Origin of the sequence: Streptomyces sp. NPDC057900, assembly GCF_042887885.1 — a bacterium.
Lineage (GTDB): Bacteria > Actinomycetota > Actinomycetes > Streptomycetales > Streptomycetaceae > Streptomyces.
Map to the genome: position 1 here is coordinate 72,626 of NZ_JBHVOI010000006.1, position 18,717 is coordinate 91,342.

General features: G+C 71.4%; 2 protein-coding genes. Both read left to right on the top strand.

Translation table 11 applies throughout. The features are described from left to right. Positions 1–16: 16 nt before the first annotated feature. The gene (locus ACFVQ0_RS23135) at positions 17–11,392 is read left to right on the top strand and encodes an amino acid adenylation domain-containing protein (RefSeq protein ID WP_390090883.1); all 11,376 of its coding nucleotides are present in this window, start codon (positions 17–19) and stop codon (positions 11,390–11,392) included. Next, the gene (locus tag ACFVQ0_RS23140) at positions 11,389–18,474 is read left to right on the top strand and encodes an amino acid adenylation domain-containing protein (RefSeq protein WP_390090885.1); all 7,086 of its coding nucleotides are present in this window, start codon (positions 11,389–11,391) and stop codon (positions 18,472–18,474) included. Before ACFVQ0_RS23135 ends, ACFVQ0_RS23140 begins: the two co-directional genes overlap by 4 nt. The last annotated feature ends 243 nt before the right edge of the window (positions 18,475–18,717 follow it).

Below are 18,717 nucleotides of genomic sequence, written 5' to 3' on the forward strand. Positions count from 1 at the left end.
CCAAGAAGGTGTCGAGATGTCCCAGCCGCAAGCAGACCCAGCCCTCTCCCTCGGCGTCGGCGAACCCGCGCACGTCCCCGCACACGTCGCCACGTACAACGACACGGCGGAGGACCTTCCCGAGGGTGCGCTGCACACGCTCTTCGCCGCGCAGGCCGCCCGCACCCCGGAGGCCGTCGCCCTCGTCCGCGAGGACCGCAGCCTCACCTACCGGGAGCTGGACGGCGCGGCCAACGCACTCGCGCACCGGCTCGTCACCGACGGGCTGCGCCCCGGCGACGCCGTCGGACTCCTCTTCGACCGCTCGTTCGCCTACGTCATCACGGTCCTCGCCGTACTCAAGAGCGGCTGCGCGTACGTTCCCCTCGACCCCCGCCAGCCCGCCGAGCGGCTCGGCTGGATCCTCGGAAACACCGGCGCCACCCTCCTGGTGACCGACCGCGCCGCCGGGGAGACGGACTTCGCCGCCGACCTGCCCACCCTGCGGCTCGACGACCGGAGCGCCACGGCCGACACCGCGCCCACGGCGCCCGATGTCACGGTCCACCCCGACCAGCCGCTGTACATCATGTTCACCTCCGGCTCCAGCGGCACCCCCAAGGGCGTCGTCAACACCCACCGCAACGTCGTCGAACTCGCCCTGGACCCCGGCTTCGGCGCCCAGGCCCACCAGCGCGTCCTCGCCTACTCGCCGCTGCCGTTCGACTCCTCCACCTACGAACTCTGGGTCCCGCTGCTCCGGGGCGGACTGGCCGTCGTCCTGTCCGCCCCGAAGATCGACATCGGTGAACTGGCCGAGGCCATCGCCCGCCACGACGTCACCGCCGCCTACTTCACGACCGCCCTCTTCGACGCCATGGCCGGCGAGGCGATCGACGCGCTCAAGCAGCTGCGCGAGATCTGGACCGGCGGCGACGTCCTGTCCGGGGTCGCCCTCCAACGCGCCCTGGACCACTGCCCGGACACCACGTTCGTCCACGTCTACGGCCCCACAGAGGCAACGGTCTTCTGCAGCTACCAGGCCTTCACCCCCGAGACCCGCACCCTCGACCGGCTGCACCTCGGCATCCCGATGGCGAACACCGCCATGTACGTCCTGGACGCCGGACTGCGCCACACCGCCCCCGGCGAAACCGGGGAACTCTACGTCGCCGGACCGCACCTCGCCCAGGGCTACAGCCGACTCCCGGCCATGACCGCGCAACGGTTCACCGCCGACCCGTACGGACCCGCCGGCAGCCGCATGTACCGCACCGGCGACCTGGCCGCCTGGAACGAGCACGGCGAGATCGTCTTCCTCGGCCGCGCGGACCAGCAGGTCAAACTCCGCGGCAACCGCATCGAACTCGGCGAGATCGAGACCGTGCTCGTCCGCCACCCCTCCGTCGCCCAGGCCGCCGTCATCGTCCGCGAGGACCGGCCCGGCGACAAACGCCTGGTGGCCTACGCCGTACCGGCGGAGGCCGGGGTCCTGGACGGTGCCGAACTCCTCCGCCACGTCGGCGAACAGCTCGTCGAGTACATGGTGCCCTCGGCCGTCGTGCCGCTGGGAGCCCTCCCGCTGACCCCGAACGGCAAGCTGGACCGGCGCGCGCTGCCCGCCCCCCGAGCGAACACGGCAAGCAACGGCCGGGCCCCCCGCAACCCCGTGGAAGAGGTCCTCAGCGGGCTGTTCGCCCACTCCCTGGGCCTCCCGTCGGTCGGTATCGACGACGACTTCTTCGCGATCGGTGGCCACTCCCTGCTCGCCACCCGACTGGTGAGCCGGGTGCGCGGCGTGCTCGACGTCGAGCTGACGCTGCGGCAGTTCTTCGAGTACCCGACCGTGGCCCTGCTCGCCGAGTACGTCGCCACGGGCGGCGGCGAGCCCGCCCGTCCGGCCCTGACGGCGCAGGCACGGCCGGAGCCGCTGCCGCTCTCCGCGGCCCAGCAGCGGCTCTGGTTCCTCGACCAGCTGGAGGGCCCCTCGGCCACCTACAACATCCCGCTCGCCGTCCGGGTGCGGGGCGAGCTCGACGTGACCGCCCTGGAAGCGGCGTTCACCGATGTCGCGGGACGGCACGAGAGCCTGCGCACCACGTTCGGGCAGGCCGAGGGACAGACCTACCAGCGAATCCTGCCCGCCGACAACGTCCGCGTGGAGCTGCCGCTCACCACCGCAACCGAGGAGACCGTCGCCGCGCTGATCACCGCCGAGTCGGAGCGCGTCTTCGACCTGGCGGCCGATCTGCCCTTCCGCGCACGGCTGTTCAGCCTCGGCGCGCAGGAGTACGTACTCCTGGTGGTCATGCACCACATCGTCTCCGACGGCTGGTCCTACCAGCCGCTGATGCGCGACCTGAGCACCGCGTACGCGACCCGCTCCCGCGGCGAGCGCCCGGCCTGGGAGCCGCTGCCCGCCCAGTACGCGGACTACGCCCTCTGGCACCGGGGCGTCCTCGGTGACCCGGCGGACCGGGACAGTGTCGCCTCCCGTCAACTCGACCACTGGAAGCAGGCTTTGGCAGACCTCCCGGAGGAGGTCACCCTGCCCGCCGTCCGGCAGCGGCCGGCCGTCGCCTCCTACCGGGGCGCCACGCACACCGTGCACTGCTCAGAGGCCGTGCACACCACGCTCGCGGAGCTGGCGAGCGAATCGGGTGCCTCGGTGTTCATGGTGGCGCAGGCGGCGGTGTCGACCCTGCTGTCCCGGTCCGGCGCCGGGCACGACATCCCGCTCGGCTCACCGATCGCCGGCCGTACGGACCAGGCCCTCGACGATCTTGTCGGGTTCTTCGTGAACACCCTGGTCCTGCGGACCGATACCAGCGGTGACCCGAGTTTCCGGGAGCTGCTGACGCGGGTCCGGGAGACCGACCTCGCCGCCTGGGCCAACCAGGACCTGCCGTTCGACCGGCTGGTGGAGGCCCTCAACCCGGACCGCTCGGCAGCCCGGCACCCGCTGTTCCAGGTGATGCTGACGCTCACGGACGCGGCCACCCCGACACTCACCGCCGAGGACCTGGACACCGAATCGGAGTTCACCTGGCTGCGATTCGCCAAGTTCGACCTGACGTTCTCGTTCGCGGAGCATCGGACGGGTGAGGGTCGGCCGGGTGGGCTGGACATCACGATCGAGTATGCGACCGATCTGTTTGACGCGCGGTCGGTGGAGTTGGCGGGTGAGCGTCTGGTGCGGTTGCTGGAGGGTGCGGCGTCGGCTCCGGATGTGCCGGTGGGTGAGCTTGAGTTGCTGTCCGCTGGTGAGCGTGAGGTGTTGTTGGGGGAGTGGTCGGGTGAGGTGACCGGTTCTCCGGGTGTGGGGCTTGGTGCGTTGTTCGCGGCGCAGGTGGCGCGGACGCCGGATGCGGTGGCGGTGGTGGGTGAGGGGCGTGAGCTTTCCTACCGCGAGCTCGATGCGTTGGCGAACGTGGCGGCACATCGGTTGATCGGTGAGGGGGTGCGGCCGGGGGGTCGGGTGGCGTTGTTCCTGGAGCGCTCGGTGAGTGCTGTGGTGATGACGCTGGCCGTGGTGAAGACGGGTGCGGTGTATGTGCCGCTGGATACCCGTTATCCGGCTGAGCGGGTGGAGTTGATTGTTGGTCAGTCGGGTGTGTCGCATGTGGTGACGGACCGGGACGCGAGTGTGTGGGCGGTGCCGGCGGGCGTCCGGGTGCTGAGCCCGGCCCTGAACGGTGAGGGTGATTCGTCCGATCCGATGGTCGCGGTGCATGCGGATCAGCCGGTGTACGCGATGTTCACGTCCGGTTCGACGGGGGTGCCGAAGGGCGTCGCGGTCACCCACCGGAATGTCGCGGATCTGGCGGCGCAGACGATGTACGCGAACGGTGCGCACAGCCGGGTCCTGTTCCACTCCGCGATGGCGTTCGACGCGTCCACGTACGAGATGTGGGTGCCGTGGCTGAACGGCGGCACCCTCGTCGTCGCCCCCGCGGGACACCTCGACGCGGCAGCGTACGAGGGTCTGATCTCGGAGCACCGGATCACCTCGCTCTGGCTGACGGCCGGGTTGTTCCGGGTGATGGCGGAGGAGGTTCCGGAGGCGTTCGCCGGGGTGCGTGAGGTGTGGGCCGGTGGTGACGTGGTGCCGCCGGAGGCCGTGCGCCGCGTGATGGACCGCTGCCCGGGACTCACCGTCGTCAATGGTTACGGTCCGACGGAGACGACGACGTTCGCGACGACCCACCGCATCCACCGCCCCCTGGACTACGCGGGTGCCATCCCGATCGGGGAGCCGCTGGACAACCACCGGGTGTACGTCCTGGATGAGGGGCTGCGGCTGGTCGCTCCGGGTACTCCGGGTGAGCTGTACATCGCGGGTGCCGGTCTGGCGCAGGGTTATCTGGACCGCCCGTCGCTGACCGCTGACCGGTTCGTCGCTGATCCGTACGGTCCTGCCGGTACGCGGATGTACCGGACCGGTGACCTGGTCCGCTGGAACGCCGAGGGCTCGGTGGAGTACCTCGGGCGCGCCGACCAGCAGGTCAAGCTCCGCGGCTTCCGCATCGAACCCGGCGAGATCGAGACGGCGTTGAGCGCCCAGGAGGGCGTGGGCCAAGCGGCCGTCATCGTCCGCGAGGACCGGCCGGGCGACAAGCGCCTGGTCGCCTATCTCGTCGCCGCCGGCCCTGCCCGCATCGACACAGAGGCCGTGCGCCGAGCGCTGGCCGGCGTCCTTCCCGAGTACATGGTCCCGTCCGCCTTCGTGGTCCTGGACGAGATCCCGCTCACCGTCAACGGCAAGGTCGACCGACGCGCCCTGCCCGTACCGCAGACCGCCAACGACACCACCGGGCGCGCGCCCCGTGGACCGGGCGAGGAAGTGCTGTGCGGCCTCTTCGCGGAGGTTCTCGGACTGCCGTCTGTCACCATCGACGACCACTTCTTCCACCTCGGCGGGCACTCCCTGCTCGCCACCCGCCTCATCAGCCGCATCCGGCAGACCTTCGGCGTCCAGATCACCGTCCGGGACCTCTTCCAGGGCCCGACGGTGGCCGCTCTGGCCGAGTACGTCGAAGCGGGCGGCGAGCAGCAGGCCGTACAGCGCCCCGCCCTGCGGCAGGCCGACCGGCCCGAGCGGGTACCGCTCTCCTCGGCCCAGCAGCGCCTCTGGTTCCTGCACCACCTGGAGGGCCCGTCCGCGACGTACAACATTCCGCTTTCGCTGCGCCTCAAGGGCGCACTCGACACGCAGGCCCTTCAGCTCTCGCTCACCGACCTGGTGGTCAGGCACGAGTCGCTGCGCACCCTCTTCGGCATGGCGGACGACGCCGCCTACCAGTGGCAGCTCCCGGCGGCCGAGGTCGACGTGGCACTGCCCGTCGTCGCGGCGACCGAGGAGACGCTGGCGGCGCAACTCGGCGATCACGCCGCCCGCAGCTTCGCTCTCGAATCCGAACTGCCCGTCCGGGCAGTCCTGTTCGCGCTCGGCGGCGAGGAGCACGTGCTGCTCGTGGTCATGCACCACATCGCCTCCGACGGCTGGTCCACCACCCCGCTGCTGCGGGACCTCTCGGCCGCCTACACGGCACGCACCCAGGGCGGCGCCCCCGGCTGGGAGCCGCTGCCGGTCCAGTACGCCGACTACACCCTCTGGCAGCGGGAACTCCTCGCGGCGGACGGGGAGCGGCAGGCGGAGTTCTGGCGCGAGACTTTGGACGGGCTGCCCGACGAGGCCACGCTGCCGGCCGACCGCCCCCGCCCGGCGGTGGCCACCTACCGCGGCACCACCCACAGCGTCCACGTTCCGGCGGCGTTGCACGACGCGCTGACCCGGCTGGCCCGGGAGACCGGCAGCACGCTGTTCATGGTGGCCCAGGCCGCCGTCGCGACCGCGCTGTCCCGCTCCGGCGCCGGGGAGGACATCCCGATCGGCGCCCCGATCGCGGGCCGCTCCGAGCAGTCCCTCGACGACCTGGTCGGCTTCTTCGTCAACACCCTGGTCCTGCGCACGGATCTCACGGGCGACCCCGGATTCCGTGAGCTGCTGACCCGGGTACGGGACGCCGACCTGGCGGCCTGGGCCCACCAGGACCTGCCCTTCGACCGGCTGGTGGAGGCCCTCAACCCCGAGCGCTCCACCGCCCGGCACCCGCTGTTCCAGGTGGTCCTCACCCTCCAGGAGGCCGTCACGCCCACGGTCGAACTGCCGGGCATCTCGGCCGAGTCGGGCTTCACCTCGCTGGACATCTCCAAGTTCGACCTGACCTTCTCCTTCCACGAGCACCGCACGGCGGACGGCAGCCCGGACGGGATGGACATCAGGGTCGAGTACGCCACGGACCTGTACGACGCCGGGACCGTAGAGGCGGTCACCGGCCGACTGGTCCGGCTGCTGGGCGACGCTGTCGAACGCCCCGAAGTCCCGGTCCGCGAGCTCGACTTCATCGGCCCCGACGAGCGGCACCAACTGCTGGAGGAATGGAACGGCGCGGTCACCGCCTCCCCCGAAGCCGGGCTCGCGGAGCTGTTCGCCGCGCAGACCGCCCGTACCCCGGACGCGATCGCCGTGGTCGACGGCGTCCGGGAGCTGACCTACGCGGAGCTGGACGCGGACGCCAACCGGCTGGCCCGTCACCTCGTGGGCCTCGGCGTCCGGCAGGAGAGCGTCGTCGCCGTCCTGATGGAGCGGTCGGCGGACCTGCTCACGGGGCTCCTCGCGGTGGTCAAGGCCGGCGGCGTCTACGCCCCGCTCAACACCGCGGACCCGGACAGCCGCCTGCTGCGGATCCTCGCGGAGACCGGTGCGCCCGTCCTGCTCACGGACAAGGTGCTGGCAGAGCACCCGGTGGTGGCCCGGACCACCGCGCAGACCGTCGTGCTCGACGGGACCTCGGGCTTCGCCCACCTTCCGTCGACGCCGCCGACCCTGCCCACCCACCCCGACCAGTGGCTGTACGTGATGTTCACGTCCGGTTCGACGGGGGTGCCGAAGGGCGTCGCGGTCACTCACCGCAACGTCGCGGACCTGGCCGCGCAGACCATGTACGCCAACGGCGGCCACACCCGAGTGCTCTTCCACTCGCCGCACACCTTCGACGCCTCGACACACGAGATCTGGGTTCCGTGGCTGAACGGTGGCGCGGTCGTCGTGGCACCCCCCGGCTACCTCGACCCCGGGACCCTGGGCGGACTCCTGACCGAACGCGGCATCACCTCGCTCTGGCTGACGGCCGGGTTGTTCCGGGTGATGGCGGAGGAGGTTCCGGAGGCGTTCGCCGGGGTGCGTGAGGTGTGGGCCGGTGGTGACGTGGTGCCGCCGGAGGCGGTGCGCAGGGTCATGGACCGGTGCCCGGAGGTGACCGTGGTGAATGGTTACGGTCCGACGGAGACCACCACCTTCGCCACCACCCACCGCATCCACCGCCCCCTGGACTACGCGGGTGCCATCCCCATCGGGGAGCCCCTGGACAACCACCGGGTGTACGTGGTGGACGAGGGGCTGGGGCTCGTCCCGCCGGGCACCCCCGGCGAGCTGTACATCGCCGGCGCCGGTCTCGCCCGTGGCTACCTCGGCAGGCCGGGCATGACGGCGGAGCGCTTCGTCGCCGACCCGTTCGGGGAGCCGGGTACGCGGATGTACCGCACGGGCGACCTGGTCCGCTGGAACGCCGAGGGTTCGCTCGAATACCTGGGCCGCGCCGACCAGCAGGTCAAGCTCCGGGGCTTCCGCATCGAACTGGGCGAGATCGAGACGGCGTTGACCGCGCACCCGAGTGTCGGCCAGGCGACCGTCGTCGTCCGGGAGGACCGGCCCGGCGACAAGCGCCTCGCCGCCTACCTCGTCGCCACCGAGGCCGCCCGCATCGACGTGGCAGAGCTGCGGGCACACGTCACGGCCGCCCTGCCCGAGTACATGGTCCCGGCCGCCTTCGTGGTCCTGGACGAGATCCCGCTCACGACCAACGGGAAGGTCGACCGGCGCGCCCTGCCCGCGCCCCAGATCGCGCACGCCACAAACGGACGTGCGCCGCGCACACCGCAGGAAGAAGTGCTCTGCGGCCTCTTCGCGGCCGTTCTCGGAGTGCCGTCGGTCACCATCGACGACCACTTCTTCCACCGGGGCGGCCACTCGGTGCTCGGCACCCGGCTGATCAGCCGCATCCGGCGGGCGTTCGGCGTCCAGCTCGGCGTGAAGGACCTGTTCCGCAACCCGACCGTGCTCGCCCTCTCGGAGTGCGTCACCGAGAGCAGCGGCGAACTGCCCCGGCCGGCCCTCATGCCCGAGGAGCGTCCGGAGCGCATCCCGCTCTCCTCGGCCCAGCAGCGGCTGTGGTTCCTCGACCAGATGGAGGGCCCGTCCGCCACCTACAACATCCCCCTCGCCCTGCGCCTCAAGGGCCCCCTCGACCACCGCTCACTCCAGCTGGCCCTCACCGACCTCACCACGCGTCACGAAGGCCTTCGCACCGTCTTCCCCACCCACGAGGGCACCCCGCACCAGCACGTCCTGCCCCCGGCCGACATGGAGCTGCCCCTGATCAACACCACCGAGGAGGAGCTCACCGCACGGCTGGCGGCGCTCTCGGCGGCCACCTTCGATCTGGCCGTCCAGCCGCCGATCCGCTCGCACCTGGTCTCGCTGGGCGAGCAGGAGCACATCCTCCTGGTGGTCATCCACCACATCGCCTCCGACGGCTGGTCCAACGGCCCGCTCTTCCGCGATCTGGCCACCGCCTACCAGGCCCGCACCGAGGGCGCCGCCCCCGCGTGGGAGCCGCTCCCGGTCCAGTACGCCGACTACTCACTCTGGCAGCAACGACTTCTTGGCAGCGACGAGGAACGTCAACTCGACTACTGGCGAACCGTGTTGGCCGAACTTCCGGAGGAGGCCACGCTCCCGGCCGACCGGCCCAGGCCGGCCACCGCGTCCAACCGGGGCACCACCCACACCGTGCACTGCACGGCGGGGCTGCACGATGCGCTCACCACGCTGGCCCAGGACACCGGCAGCACCCTGTTCATGGTGGCGCAGGCGGCGGTGTCGACCCTGCTGTCCCGGTCCGGCGCCGGGCACGACATCCCGCTCGGCTCACCCGTCGCGGGACGCACCGATCAGGCCCTCGACGATCTTGTCGGGTTCTTCGTGAACACCCTGGTCCTGCGGACCGATACCAGCGGTGACCCGAGTTTCCGGGAGCTGCTGACGCGGGTCCGGGAGACCGACCTTGCCGCCTGGAGCCACCAGGACCTGCCGTTCGACCGGCTCGTCGAAGCCCTCAACCCCGAGCGCACCACCGCCCGTCACCCCCTCTTCCAGGTCATGCTCACCGTCGGCGACATGTCCGCAGAGGCCCCCGAACTCCACGGTCTGGAGGCGGAGTACGAGTTCTCGAAGGTGGAGATCGCCAAGTTCGACCTCACCTTCGGCTTCGCGGAGCATCGGACGGGTGAGGGTCGGCCGGGTGGGCTGGACATCACGATCGAGTATGCGACCGATCTGTTTGACGCGCGGTCGGTGGAGTTGGCGGGTGAGCGTCTGGTGCGGTTGCTGGAGGGTGCGGCGTCGGCTCCGGATGTGCCGGTGGGTGAGCTTGAGTTGCTGTCCGCTGGTGAGCGTGAGGTGTTGTTGGGGGAGTGGTCGGGTGAGGTGACCGGTTCTCCGGGTGTGGGGCTTGGTGCGTTGTTCGCGGCGCAGGTGGCGCGGACGCCGGATGCGGTGGCGGTGGTGGGTGAGGGGCGTGAGCTTTCCTACCGTGAGCTGGACGCGTTGGCGAACGTGGCGGCACATCGGTTGATCGGTGAGGGGGTGCGGCCGGGGGGTCGGGTGGCGTTGTTCCTGGAGCGCTCGGTGAGTGCTGTGGTGATGACGTTGGCCGTGGTGAAGGCGGGTGCGGTGTATGTGCCGTTGGATACCCGTTATCCGGCTGAGCGGGTGGAGTTGATTGTTGGTCAGTCGGGTGTGTCGCATGTCGTGACGGACCGGGACGCGAGTGTGTGGGCGGTGCCGGCGGGCGTCCGGGTGCTGAACCCGGTGTCGGTCTCGGGCGGTGAGGGTGATTCCTCCGATCCGGCGGTCGCGGTCCATGCGGATCAGCCGGTGTACGCGATGTTCACGTCCGGTTCGACGGGGGTGCCGAAGGGCGTCGCGGTCACCCACCGCAATGTCGCGGATCTGGCGGCGCAGACGATGTACGCGAACGGCGCGCACAGCCGGGTGCTGTTCCACTCGGCGATGGCGTTCGACGCGTCCACGTACGAGATGTGGGTGCCGTGGCTGAACGGCGGCACACTCGTCATCGCCCCCGCGGGACACCTGGCCCCGGCCGACTACCAGCGGCTGCTGGCCGAACACGGCATTACCTCGCTCTGGCTGACCGCAGGACTCTTCCGTGTGATGGCGGAGGAGGTTCCGGAGGCGTTCGCCGGGGTGCGTGAGGTGTGGGCCGGTGGTGACGTGGTGCCGCCGGAGGCGGTGCGCCGGGTCATGGACCGGTGCCCGGAGGTGACCGTGGTGAACGGTTACGGTCCGACGGAGACCACCACCTTCGCCACCACCCACCGCATCCACCGGCCCCTCGACTACGCGGGTGCCATCCCGATCGGGGAGCCGCTGGACAACCACCGGGTGTACGTCCTGGACGAGGGGCTGCGGCTGGTCGCTCCGGGTACGCCGGGTGAGCTGTACATCGCGGGTGCCGGTCTGGCGCAGGGCTATCTGGACCGCCCGTCGCTGACCGCCGACCGGTTCATCGCGGACCCGTACGGTCCTGCCGGTACGCGGATGTACCGGACCGGTGACCTGGTCCGCTGGAACACCGAAGGCTCGGTGGAGTACCTGGGCCGTGCCGACGAGCAGGTCAAGCTGCGCGGCTTCCGCATCGAACCCGGCGAGATCGAGACCGTGCTCGTCGGCCGGCCGGGCGTGGCCCAGGCCACCGTCGTCGTCCGCGAGGACCGGCCCGGTGACAAACGCCTCGTCGCCTACCTCACCGCGGTGGACGGCGCACGGATAGAGCCCGGCGACGTACAGCGGCAGGTGTCCGGGCTGCTGCCCGACTACATGGTCCCGTCCGCCTTCGTGGTCCTGGACGAGATCCCGCTCACCGTCAACGGCAAGGTCGACCGGCGCGCCCTGCCCGTACCGCAGACCGTCAACGACACCACCGGGCGCGCACCGCGTACCGCCAAGGAAGAAGTGCTCTGCGGCCTCTTCGCGGAGGTCCTCGGACTGACCTCGGTCACCATCGACGACCACTTCTTCCACCTCGGCGGGCACTCCCTCCTCGCCACCCGGCTCGCCGGCCGGATCCGCACCGTACTCGGGGTCGAGCTCTCCGTGGCGACCCTCTTCGAGAACCCGATCGTGGCCACGCTCGTCGAGAAGCTCGACGGCGCCTCGGCCGCGCGGCCCAGACTTCGGCCGATGCGCCGGATGGGAGCGACCAAGTGATCCCCTTGTCCTTCGCCCAGCAGCGGCTCTGGTTCATCGCCCAGATGGAAGGCCCGTCGACCACCTACAACATCCCGCTCGCCGTGCGACTGAACGGCGAACTCGACCGCCCCGCCCTACAGTCGGCGCTCCTGGATCTGGTCGGCAGGCACGAGAGCCTGCGGACCCTCTTCCCCGACCAGGACGGCACCCCGTACCAGCGCATCCTGGCCGAGGAAGAGGTGGAGCTCGCGCTCGACGTCGTACCGGCCGACGCCGCGACGCTGCCGGCCGTCCTCGCGCAGGAGTCCGCGCAGGTCTTCCACCTCGCCGTGGACCTGCCGGTCCGGGCGCGACTGATCGCCCTCGGTGAGCGGGAGCACGTCCTGCTCATCGTGATGCACCACATCGTGTCGGACGGCGGCTCGACCGCCCCTCTGCTCCAGGACCTCGCCACCGCCTACGAGGCGCGGGTCCGGGGCGCCGTACCCGACTGGGAGCCGCTGCCGGTCCAGTACGCCGACTACACCCTCTGGCAGCAGGAGCTGCTGGGCGAGGGCGACGACCCCGAGAGCGCGGGATCACGCCAACTGGACTTCTGGCGCTCGGCCTTGGCGGACCTGCCGGAGGAGGGGACACTTCCGGCCGACCGGCCGCGCCCCGCATCGGCCTCCTACGTGGGAGCCACCTGCGACGCCCGGCTGCCCGCCGACGTCCACGCCGGTCTGACCCACCTCGCGCGGGAATCCGGCGCCACGCTGTTCATGGCCGTCCAGGCCGCCGTCGCGACCGCCCTGTCGCGTTCCGGCGCCGGCCTCGACATCCCGATCGGCTCCCCGGTGTCCGGGCGCATCGACGAGGCGCTCGACGGGCTGGTCGGCTTCTTCGTCAACACCCTGGTGCTGCGTACCGACGTCACGGGCGACCCCAGCTTCCGCGAACTGCTCTCCAGGGTCCGCAGGACGGACCTGGCCGCCTGGGACAACCAGGACCTGCCGTTCGACCGGCTGGTCGAGGTGCTGAACCCCGAGCGCTCCGCATCCCGCCACCCGCTGTTCCAGGTGATGCTCACCATGGGCGAGGCCGGGTCCGACGTCATCGGGTTCCCGGGGCTCGACGCCCGTACCGAGTACAGCGCACTCCAGATCGCCAAGTTCGACCTGACGTTCGGCTTCGCCGAGCACCGCACCCGCGACGGCCGGCCGGACGGGCTCGACATCACCATCGAGTACGCCACCGACCTCTACGACGCCCGGACGATCGAGGCGCTCATGGCGCGGCTCAACCGGCTCCTGGAGGCCGTGGTCACCTCGCCGGACACCCCGCTCTCCGTCCTCGACCTGCTGGGCGAGCACGAGCGGCGGCTGCTCCTGGAGGAGCGGAGCGGCGCCGTCACCGGATCGTCCGGGAAGAGCCTGGCGGAGCTCTTCGCCGACCGGGCCGCCCGTACCCCGGACGCGATAGCCCTGGTGGACGCGGACCACGACCTGACCTTCGCCGAACTCGACGAAGCGACCAACCGGCTGGCCCACCACCTCATCGGCCTCGGGATCCGGCAGCACGACGTGGTCGCCGTCCTGATGGAGCGGTCGGCCGAACTGCTCACCGCTCTGCTCGCCGTGGTCAAGGCCGGGGCCGTGTACGCCCCGCTGAACACCAGTGACCCCGACAGCCGGCTCGTCCGGATCCTCGCCGATACCGGGGCGCCCGTCCTGCTCACCGATCAGGCGCTGTCGGACCACCAGGTCGTCCTGGACGCCGACGCGCAGGTCGTCGTGCTGGGCGCCGGTACGGAGCTGGGCCACCTGCCCGCCACCGCTCCGGACCTCTCCATCCACCCCGACCAGCCCGTCTACGCGATGTTCACGTCCGGCTCGACGGGCGTGCCGAAGGGCGTCGCGGTCACCCATCGCAACGTCGCGGACCTGGCCGCGCAGACCATGTACGCCAACGGCGCGCACCGGCGCGTGCTGTTCCACTCGCCGGCGGCCTTCGACGCCTCGACGTACGAGATCTGGGTCCCGTGGCTGAACGGCCGCACGGTCGTGGTGGCACCGCGCGGCCACCTCGCCCCGGCCGACTACCAGCGGCTGCTGGCCGAGCACCGCGTCACCGCGCTGTGGCTGACGGCCGGGCTGTTCCGCGTGATGGCGGAGGAGGCGCCCGCGGCGTTCGCCGGGGTCCGCGAGGTGTGGGCGGGCGGCGACGTGGTGCCGCCCGAGGCGGTGCGCCGGGTCATGGAGCACTGCCCGGAGGTGACCGTCGTCAACGGGTACGGTCCGACGGAGACCACCACCTTCGCGACGACCCACCGCATCCAACGCCCCCTGGACCACGCGGGTGCCGTCCCGATCGGGGAGCCTCTCGACAACCACCGGGCCTACGTCCTGGACGCCGCGCTGCAACTCGCCGCGCCCGGCGCCCCCGGTGAGCTGTACATCGCGGGGACCGGTCTGGCGCAGGGCTACCTCAACCGTGCCTCGCTGACCGCGGAGCGCTTCGTCGCGGACCCGTACGGCCCCGCCGGTACGCGGATGTACCGGACCGGTGACCTGGTCCGCTGGAACGCCGAGGGCTCCCTCGAATACCTCGGGCGTGCCGATCAGCAGGTGAAGCTGCGCGGCTTCCGTATCGAACTGGGCGAGATCGAGACGGCGTTGACCGCGCTCGCCAGTGTGGGCCAGGCGACCGTCGTCGTCCGGGAGGACCGGCCGGGCGACAAGCGCCTCGTCGCCTATCTCGTCGCCACCGAAGGCGCCCGCGTCGACACGGAGTCCGTGCACCGCGAGATCTCCGGTGGACTCCCGGAGTACATGGTCCCGGCCGCCTTCGTGGTCCTGGACGAGATCCCGCTCACCGCCAACGGGAAGGTCGACCGGCGCGCCCTGCCCGCGCCGCTGCTGACCGCCGACGCCGGGGGCCGCCCGCCCAGGACGCCGGCGGAGGAAGTCCTGTGCGGTCTCTTCGCGGCCGTTCTCGGACTGCCCTCGGTCACCATCGACGACCACTTCTTCCGGCGCGGCGGACACTCCCTGCTCGCCACCCGCCTCATCAGCCGTATCCGTGCCGTCTGGGACACCGAGATCACCATCCGGGACCTGTTCCAGTACGCGACGGTCGCACAGCTGGCCGAGCGGATCGCGGCAGAGGGCAGCGGGGAGCAGCGGCCCGCGCTGACGCCGCAGGAGCGTCCGGAGCGCGTACCACTGTCCTCGGCCCAGCAGCGGCTGTGGTTCCTCGACCAGCTGGAAGGCCCGTCCGCCACCTACAACATCCCCCTCGCCCTGCGTCTCAGGGGCACTCTCGACCACGAGGCGCTCCAGCTGGCCCTCACGGACCTGATCAGCCGTCATGAAGGCCTGCGTACCGTCTTCCCCACGCACGAGAGCACGCCCTACCAGCACGTGCTGCCCCCGGCCGGCGTCGACCTCCCGCTGATCGGCACCACTCAGGAGGCGCTCCCGGAGCGGCTCGCCGCCGAGGCCGCCCGTACCTTCGACCTGGCGGCCGAAATCCCCTTCCGGGCCCGGCTGCTGGAGATCGGGGCGGCGGACCACGTACTGCTGCTGGTGATCCACCACATCGCGTCCGACGGCTGGTCCAACGGCCCGATCTTCCGCGACCTGGCCACCGCCTACGAGGCCCGCACCGAGGGCGCCGCCCCCGCGTGGGAGCCGCTCCCCGTCCAGTACGCCGACTACACCCTCTGGCAGCAGGGGATCCTGGAGCGCGACGAGGACCGGCAGCTCGACCACTGGCGCGAGGTCCTCGCGGACCTGCCCGAGGAGGCCACCCTCCCCGCGGACCACGCCCGTCCCGCGTCCGCCTCCAACCGGGGCCGCACCCACGCCGTGCACTGCCCCGCCGAACTGCACACCGCCCTGATGTCGCTGGCCCAGGACACCGGGACCACGTTCTTCATGGTGGCCCAGGCGGCCGTCGCCACGCTGCTCGCCCGCTCCGGCGCCGGGCACGACATCCCGCTCGGCTCACCCGTCGCCGGACGCACCGACCAGAAGCTCGACGACGTCGTCGGGTTCTTCGTCAACACCCTGGTCCTGCGCACCGACACGAGCGGCGGCCCGACCTTCCGGGAGCTGCTGACCCGGGTCCGGGATACCGACCTCGCCGCCTGGGCCCACCAGGACCTGCCGTTCGACCGGCTCGTCGAAGCCCTCAACCCCGAGCGCACCACCGCCCGCCACCCCCTCTTCCAGATCATGCTCACCGTCGGGGACACCAGTAACGAGGTACCGCGACTCGCCGGACTGGAGAGCGAGTTCGCCTCTCCGGAGGCCTCGGTGGCGAAGTTCGACCTCACCTTCGCCTTCGCCGAGAACCGCACCGCCGACGGCCACCCCGACGGCCTCGACATCCTGATCGAGTACACCACCGACCTCTACGAGGCACGCACCATCGAGGCCACCGCGGACCGGCTGGTCCGGCTCCTCACCGGGGCCGTGACAGCCCCCGACCTGCCGCTCGCGGAACTGGAGACCGTCTCCGAGGACGAGCACGGCCGGCTGCGGGAGTGGAGCGGCGTCCGTTCGCCCGCGCCGGTCCTGGCACTCGACGCGCTGTTCGTACAGCAGGCCGCCCGCACACCGCATTCGGTGGCGCTCGTCCACGAGGAGCAGCAGGTCACCTACCAGGAGCTGGACATCTGGTCCAACCGGCTGGCCCGCCACCTGACCGCGCGCGGCGTCACACCGGGCTCCGTCGTCGCCATCCACCTGGAGCGCTCCCCGCAGCTCATCGCCTCACTGCTCGCCGCCCTGAAGGCCGGGGCCGGATACACGCTGCTCGACCCGCAGTTCCCGGCCGACCGGCTGAACACCGTGCTCGGCCAGACCGGTCCGGCGGCGCTGGTCACCCAGGCCCACCTGACAGCACTGTCGACCCCGGCCACCGTCGTCGACCTGACCGAGGAGCTCCCCGCCGTCAGCGCCCTGCCCGGGACACCGGTCGAGACGGGCGGCCACCCCGAATCCATCGCCTGCGTGATGTTCACCTCCGGTTCGACCGGACTCCCCAAGGGGGTGGCAGCCTCGCACCGGGCGCTGGCCGCCACCTTCATCGGCCCCGACTACCTGGACTTCGGACCGGAGCAGACCTACCTGCAGAGCTCGCCGGTCTCCTGGGACGCGTTCGCCCTGGAGGTCTTCGGACCCCTGCTGCACGGCGGGGTCTGCGTCCTGCAGCCGGGCCAGCACACCGACCCGCACCAGATCGCGGAACTGGTCGAACGGCACGGCGTCACCACCCTCCAGATGTCGGCGAGCCTGTTCAACCACATGCTCGACGAGCACCCGGTGGTGTTCTCCCGGATCAAGGAGGCGATGACCGCCGGTGAGGCGGCCTCGCCCGCCCACACCGCCAAGGCACTGGCCGACCACCCCCACCTCCACCTGGTCAACGGCTACGGGCCCGCGGAGAGCATGGGCTTCACCACCGCCCACATCCTGACCACGCCCGCTCCCGCCATCCCGATCGGGCGGCCGATCGCCGGCAAGCACGCCTACGTCCTGGACGAGAACCTGCGGCTGCTGCCCCCGGGCGTCCCCGGCGAGCTGTACGTCGCCGGACACGGACTCGCCCACGGCTACATCGGGCAGCCCGTACTGAGCGCCGAACGGTTCGTCGCCGACCCGCACGGTGCGCCCGGCTCCCGGATGTACCGGACCGGCGACCTGGCCCGCTGGAGCCAGGACGGCGCGCTGGAGTATTTCGGCCGGGCCGACCAGCAGATCAAGTTGCGGGGCTTCCGCATCGAGCCGGGTGAGATCGAATCGGCGCTGCTGCGGCACCCCTCCCTCGCGCAGGCGGCGGTGCTGATCCGGGAGGACCGGCCCGGTGACAAGCGCCTGGTGGCCTATGTGGTGCCCACGGAGGGCAGTAGTCCCGACGCCTCCGAACTGCGCAGGCACGCGGTCGCCGCACTGCCCGAGTACATGGTGCCGGCCACCATCGTGCCGCTGGACGCACTGCCCCTCACGGTCAACGGCAAGCTCGACCGCCGTGCCCTGCCCGAACCGCCGCAGTCCTCCACCGGCGGCGGCCGGGCACCGCGTACCCCGGCGGAGGAAGTCCTGTGCGGGCTCTTCGCGGCCACCCTCGGGGTGCAGTCGGTCACCATCGACGACCACTTCTTCCAACTGGGCGGCCACTCACTGCTCGCCACCCGGCTGATCGGCCGCATCCGCTCCGTCTGGGAGACCCGGGTCACCATCCGCGACCTGTTCCAGTACCCGACGCCCGCGCTGCTCGCCGAACACATCGCCTCCGACACGAGCGGCGACCCGATGGAGACGCTGCTGCCGATCCGGGCCGCGTCCCCCGAGGCCGACGAGGCCCCGCTGTTCTGCGTCCACGCGATCTCCGGGATGAGCTGGTCGTACGCCGGGCTGCTCCGGCACATCGGCGGACGGCGGCCGCTGATCGGCCTCCAGGCCAAGGAGCTGACGAAACCGGCGGGCCGGCCGGCCGGTATCGAGGAGATGGCCGACAGCTATGCGGCCGAGATCCGCTCGGTCCAGGCACACGGCCCGTACCACCTGCTCGGCTGGTCGTTCGGCGGCCTCGTGGCGCACGCGATCGCGGCCCGGCTGGAGGAGCAGGGCGAGCAGGTGGCCCTGCTGGCGCTGCTCGACTCCTACCCGCTGCCCGACGGTTTCCGGCCGCCCGCCGTCACCGGCCGCGAGGTGCTGACCGCGCTGCTCGGGGGCCGCGGCGCCGAACTCGACGTGCGGTGCGCCGACGGGGCGCCGGACGCGGCGGAGCTGGCCGCCGTGCTGCGCGCCGAGGACGCGATCCTGGGCGCGCTGGAACCGGACCAGGCCGCCTCCGTCGTCGCGGTCACGGCCGGGAACCTGGAGATGCGCTACCGGTACGTGCCGCAGCGCCGGTTCGGCGGCGACGCGGTGTTCCTCAACGCCTCCCGCACACCCGCCGCGACGACCGGCGCGGAGGCCTGGGCACCCCATGTCCTGGGCCGGATCGAGGAGTACGACATCGACTGCGCGCACTGGGACATGACCACCGCGGAGCCGCTGCGCGAGATCGGAAAGGTGCTGGCCGAGGAGTTGCGCGGAGCGCGTCACTGATCTCCGCCGACACCGCACAGGTGCCCGGGACCGCCCACCACGGCGGTCCCGGGCACCTGTGCGTGTGCGGCCCGCCGGGGCGGCACCCCAAGTTGCCCGCGGGCTGCCGCTCATGCCGCCGGGCGGCACGTTCCGGCCTGCATAGCGTGAAGCCATCCGCAGGCCACGGTCCCGGCAACAGAAAGTCAAGGAAATGGTTGATCATTCCGGCTGGCGTGTCGGGGTAGCCTCAGCCCCCGTCCA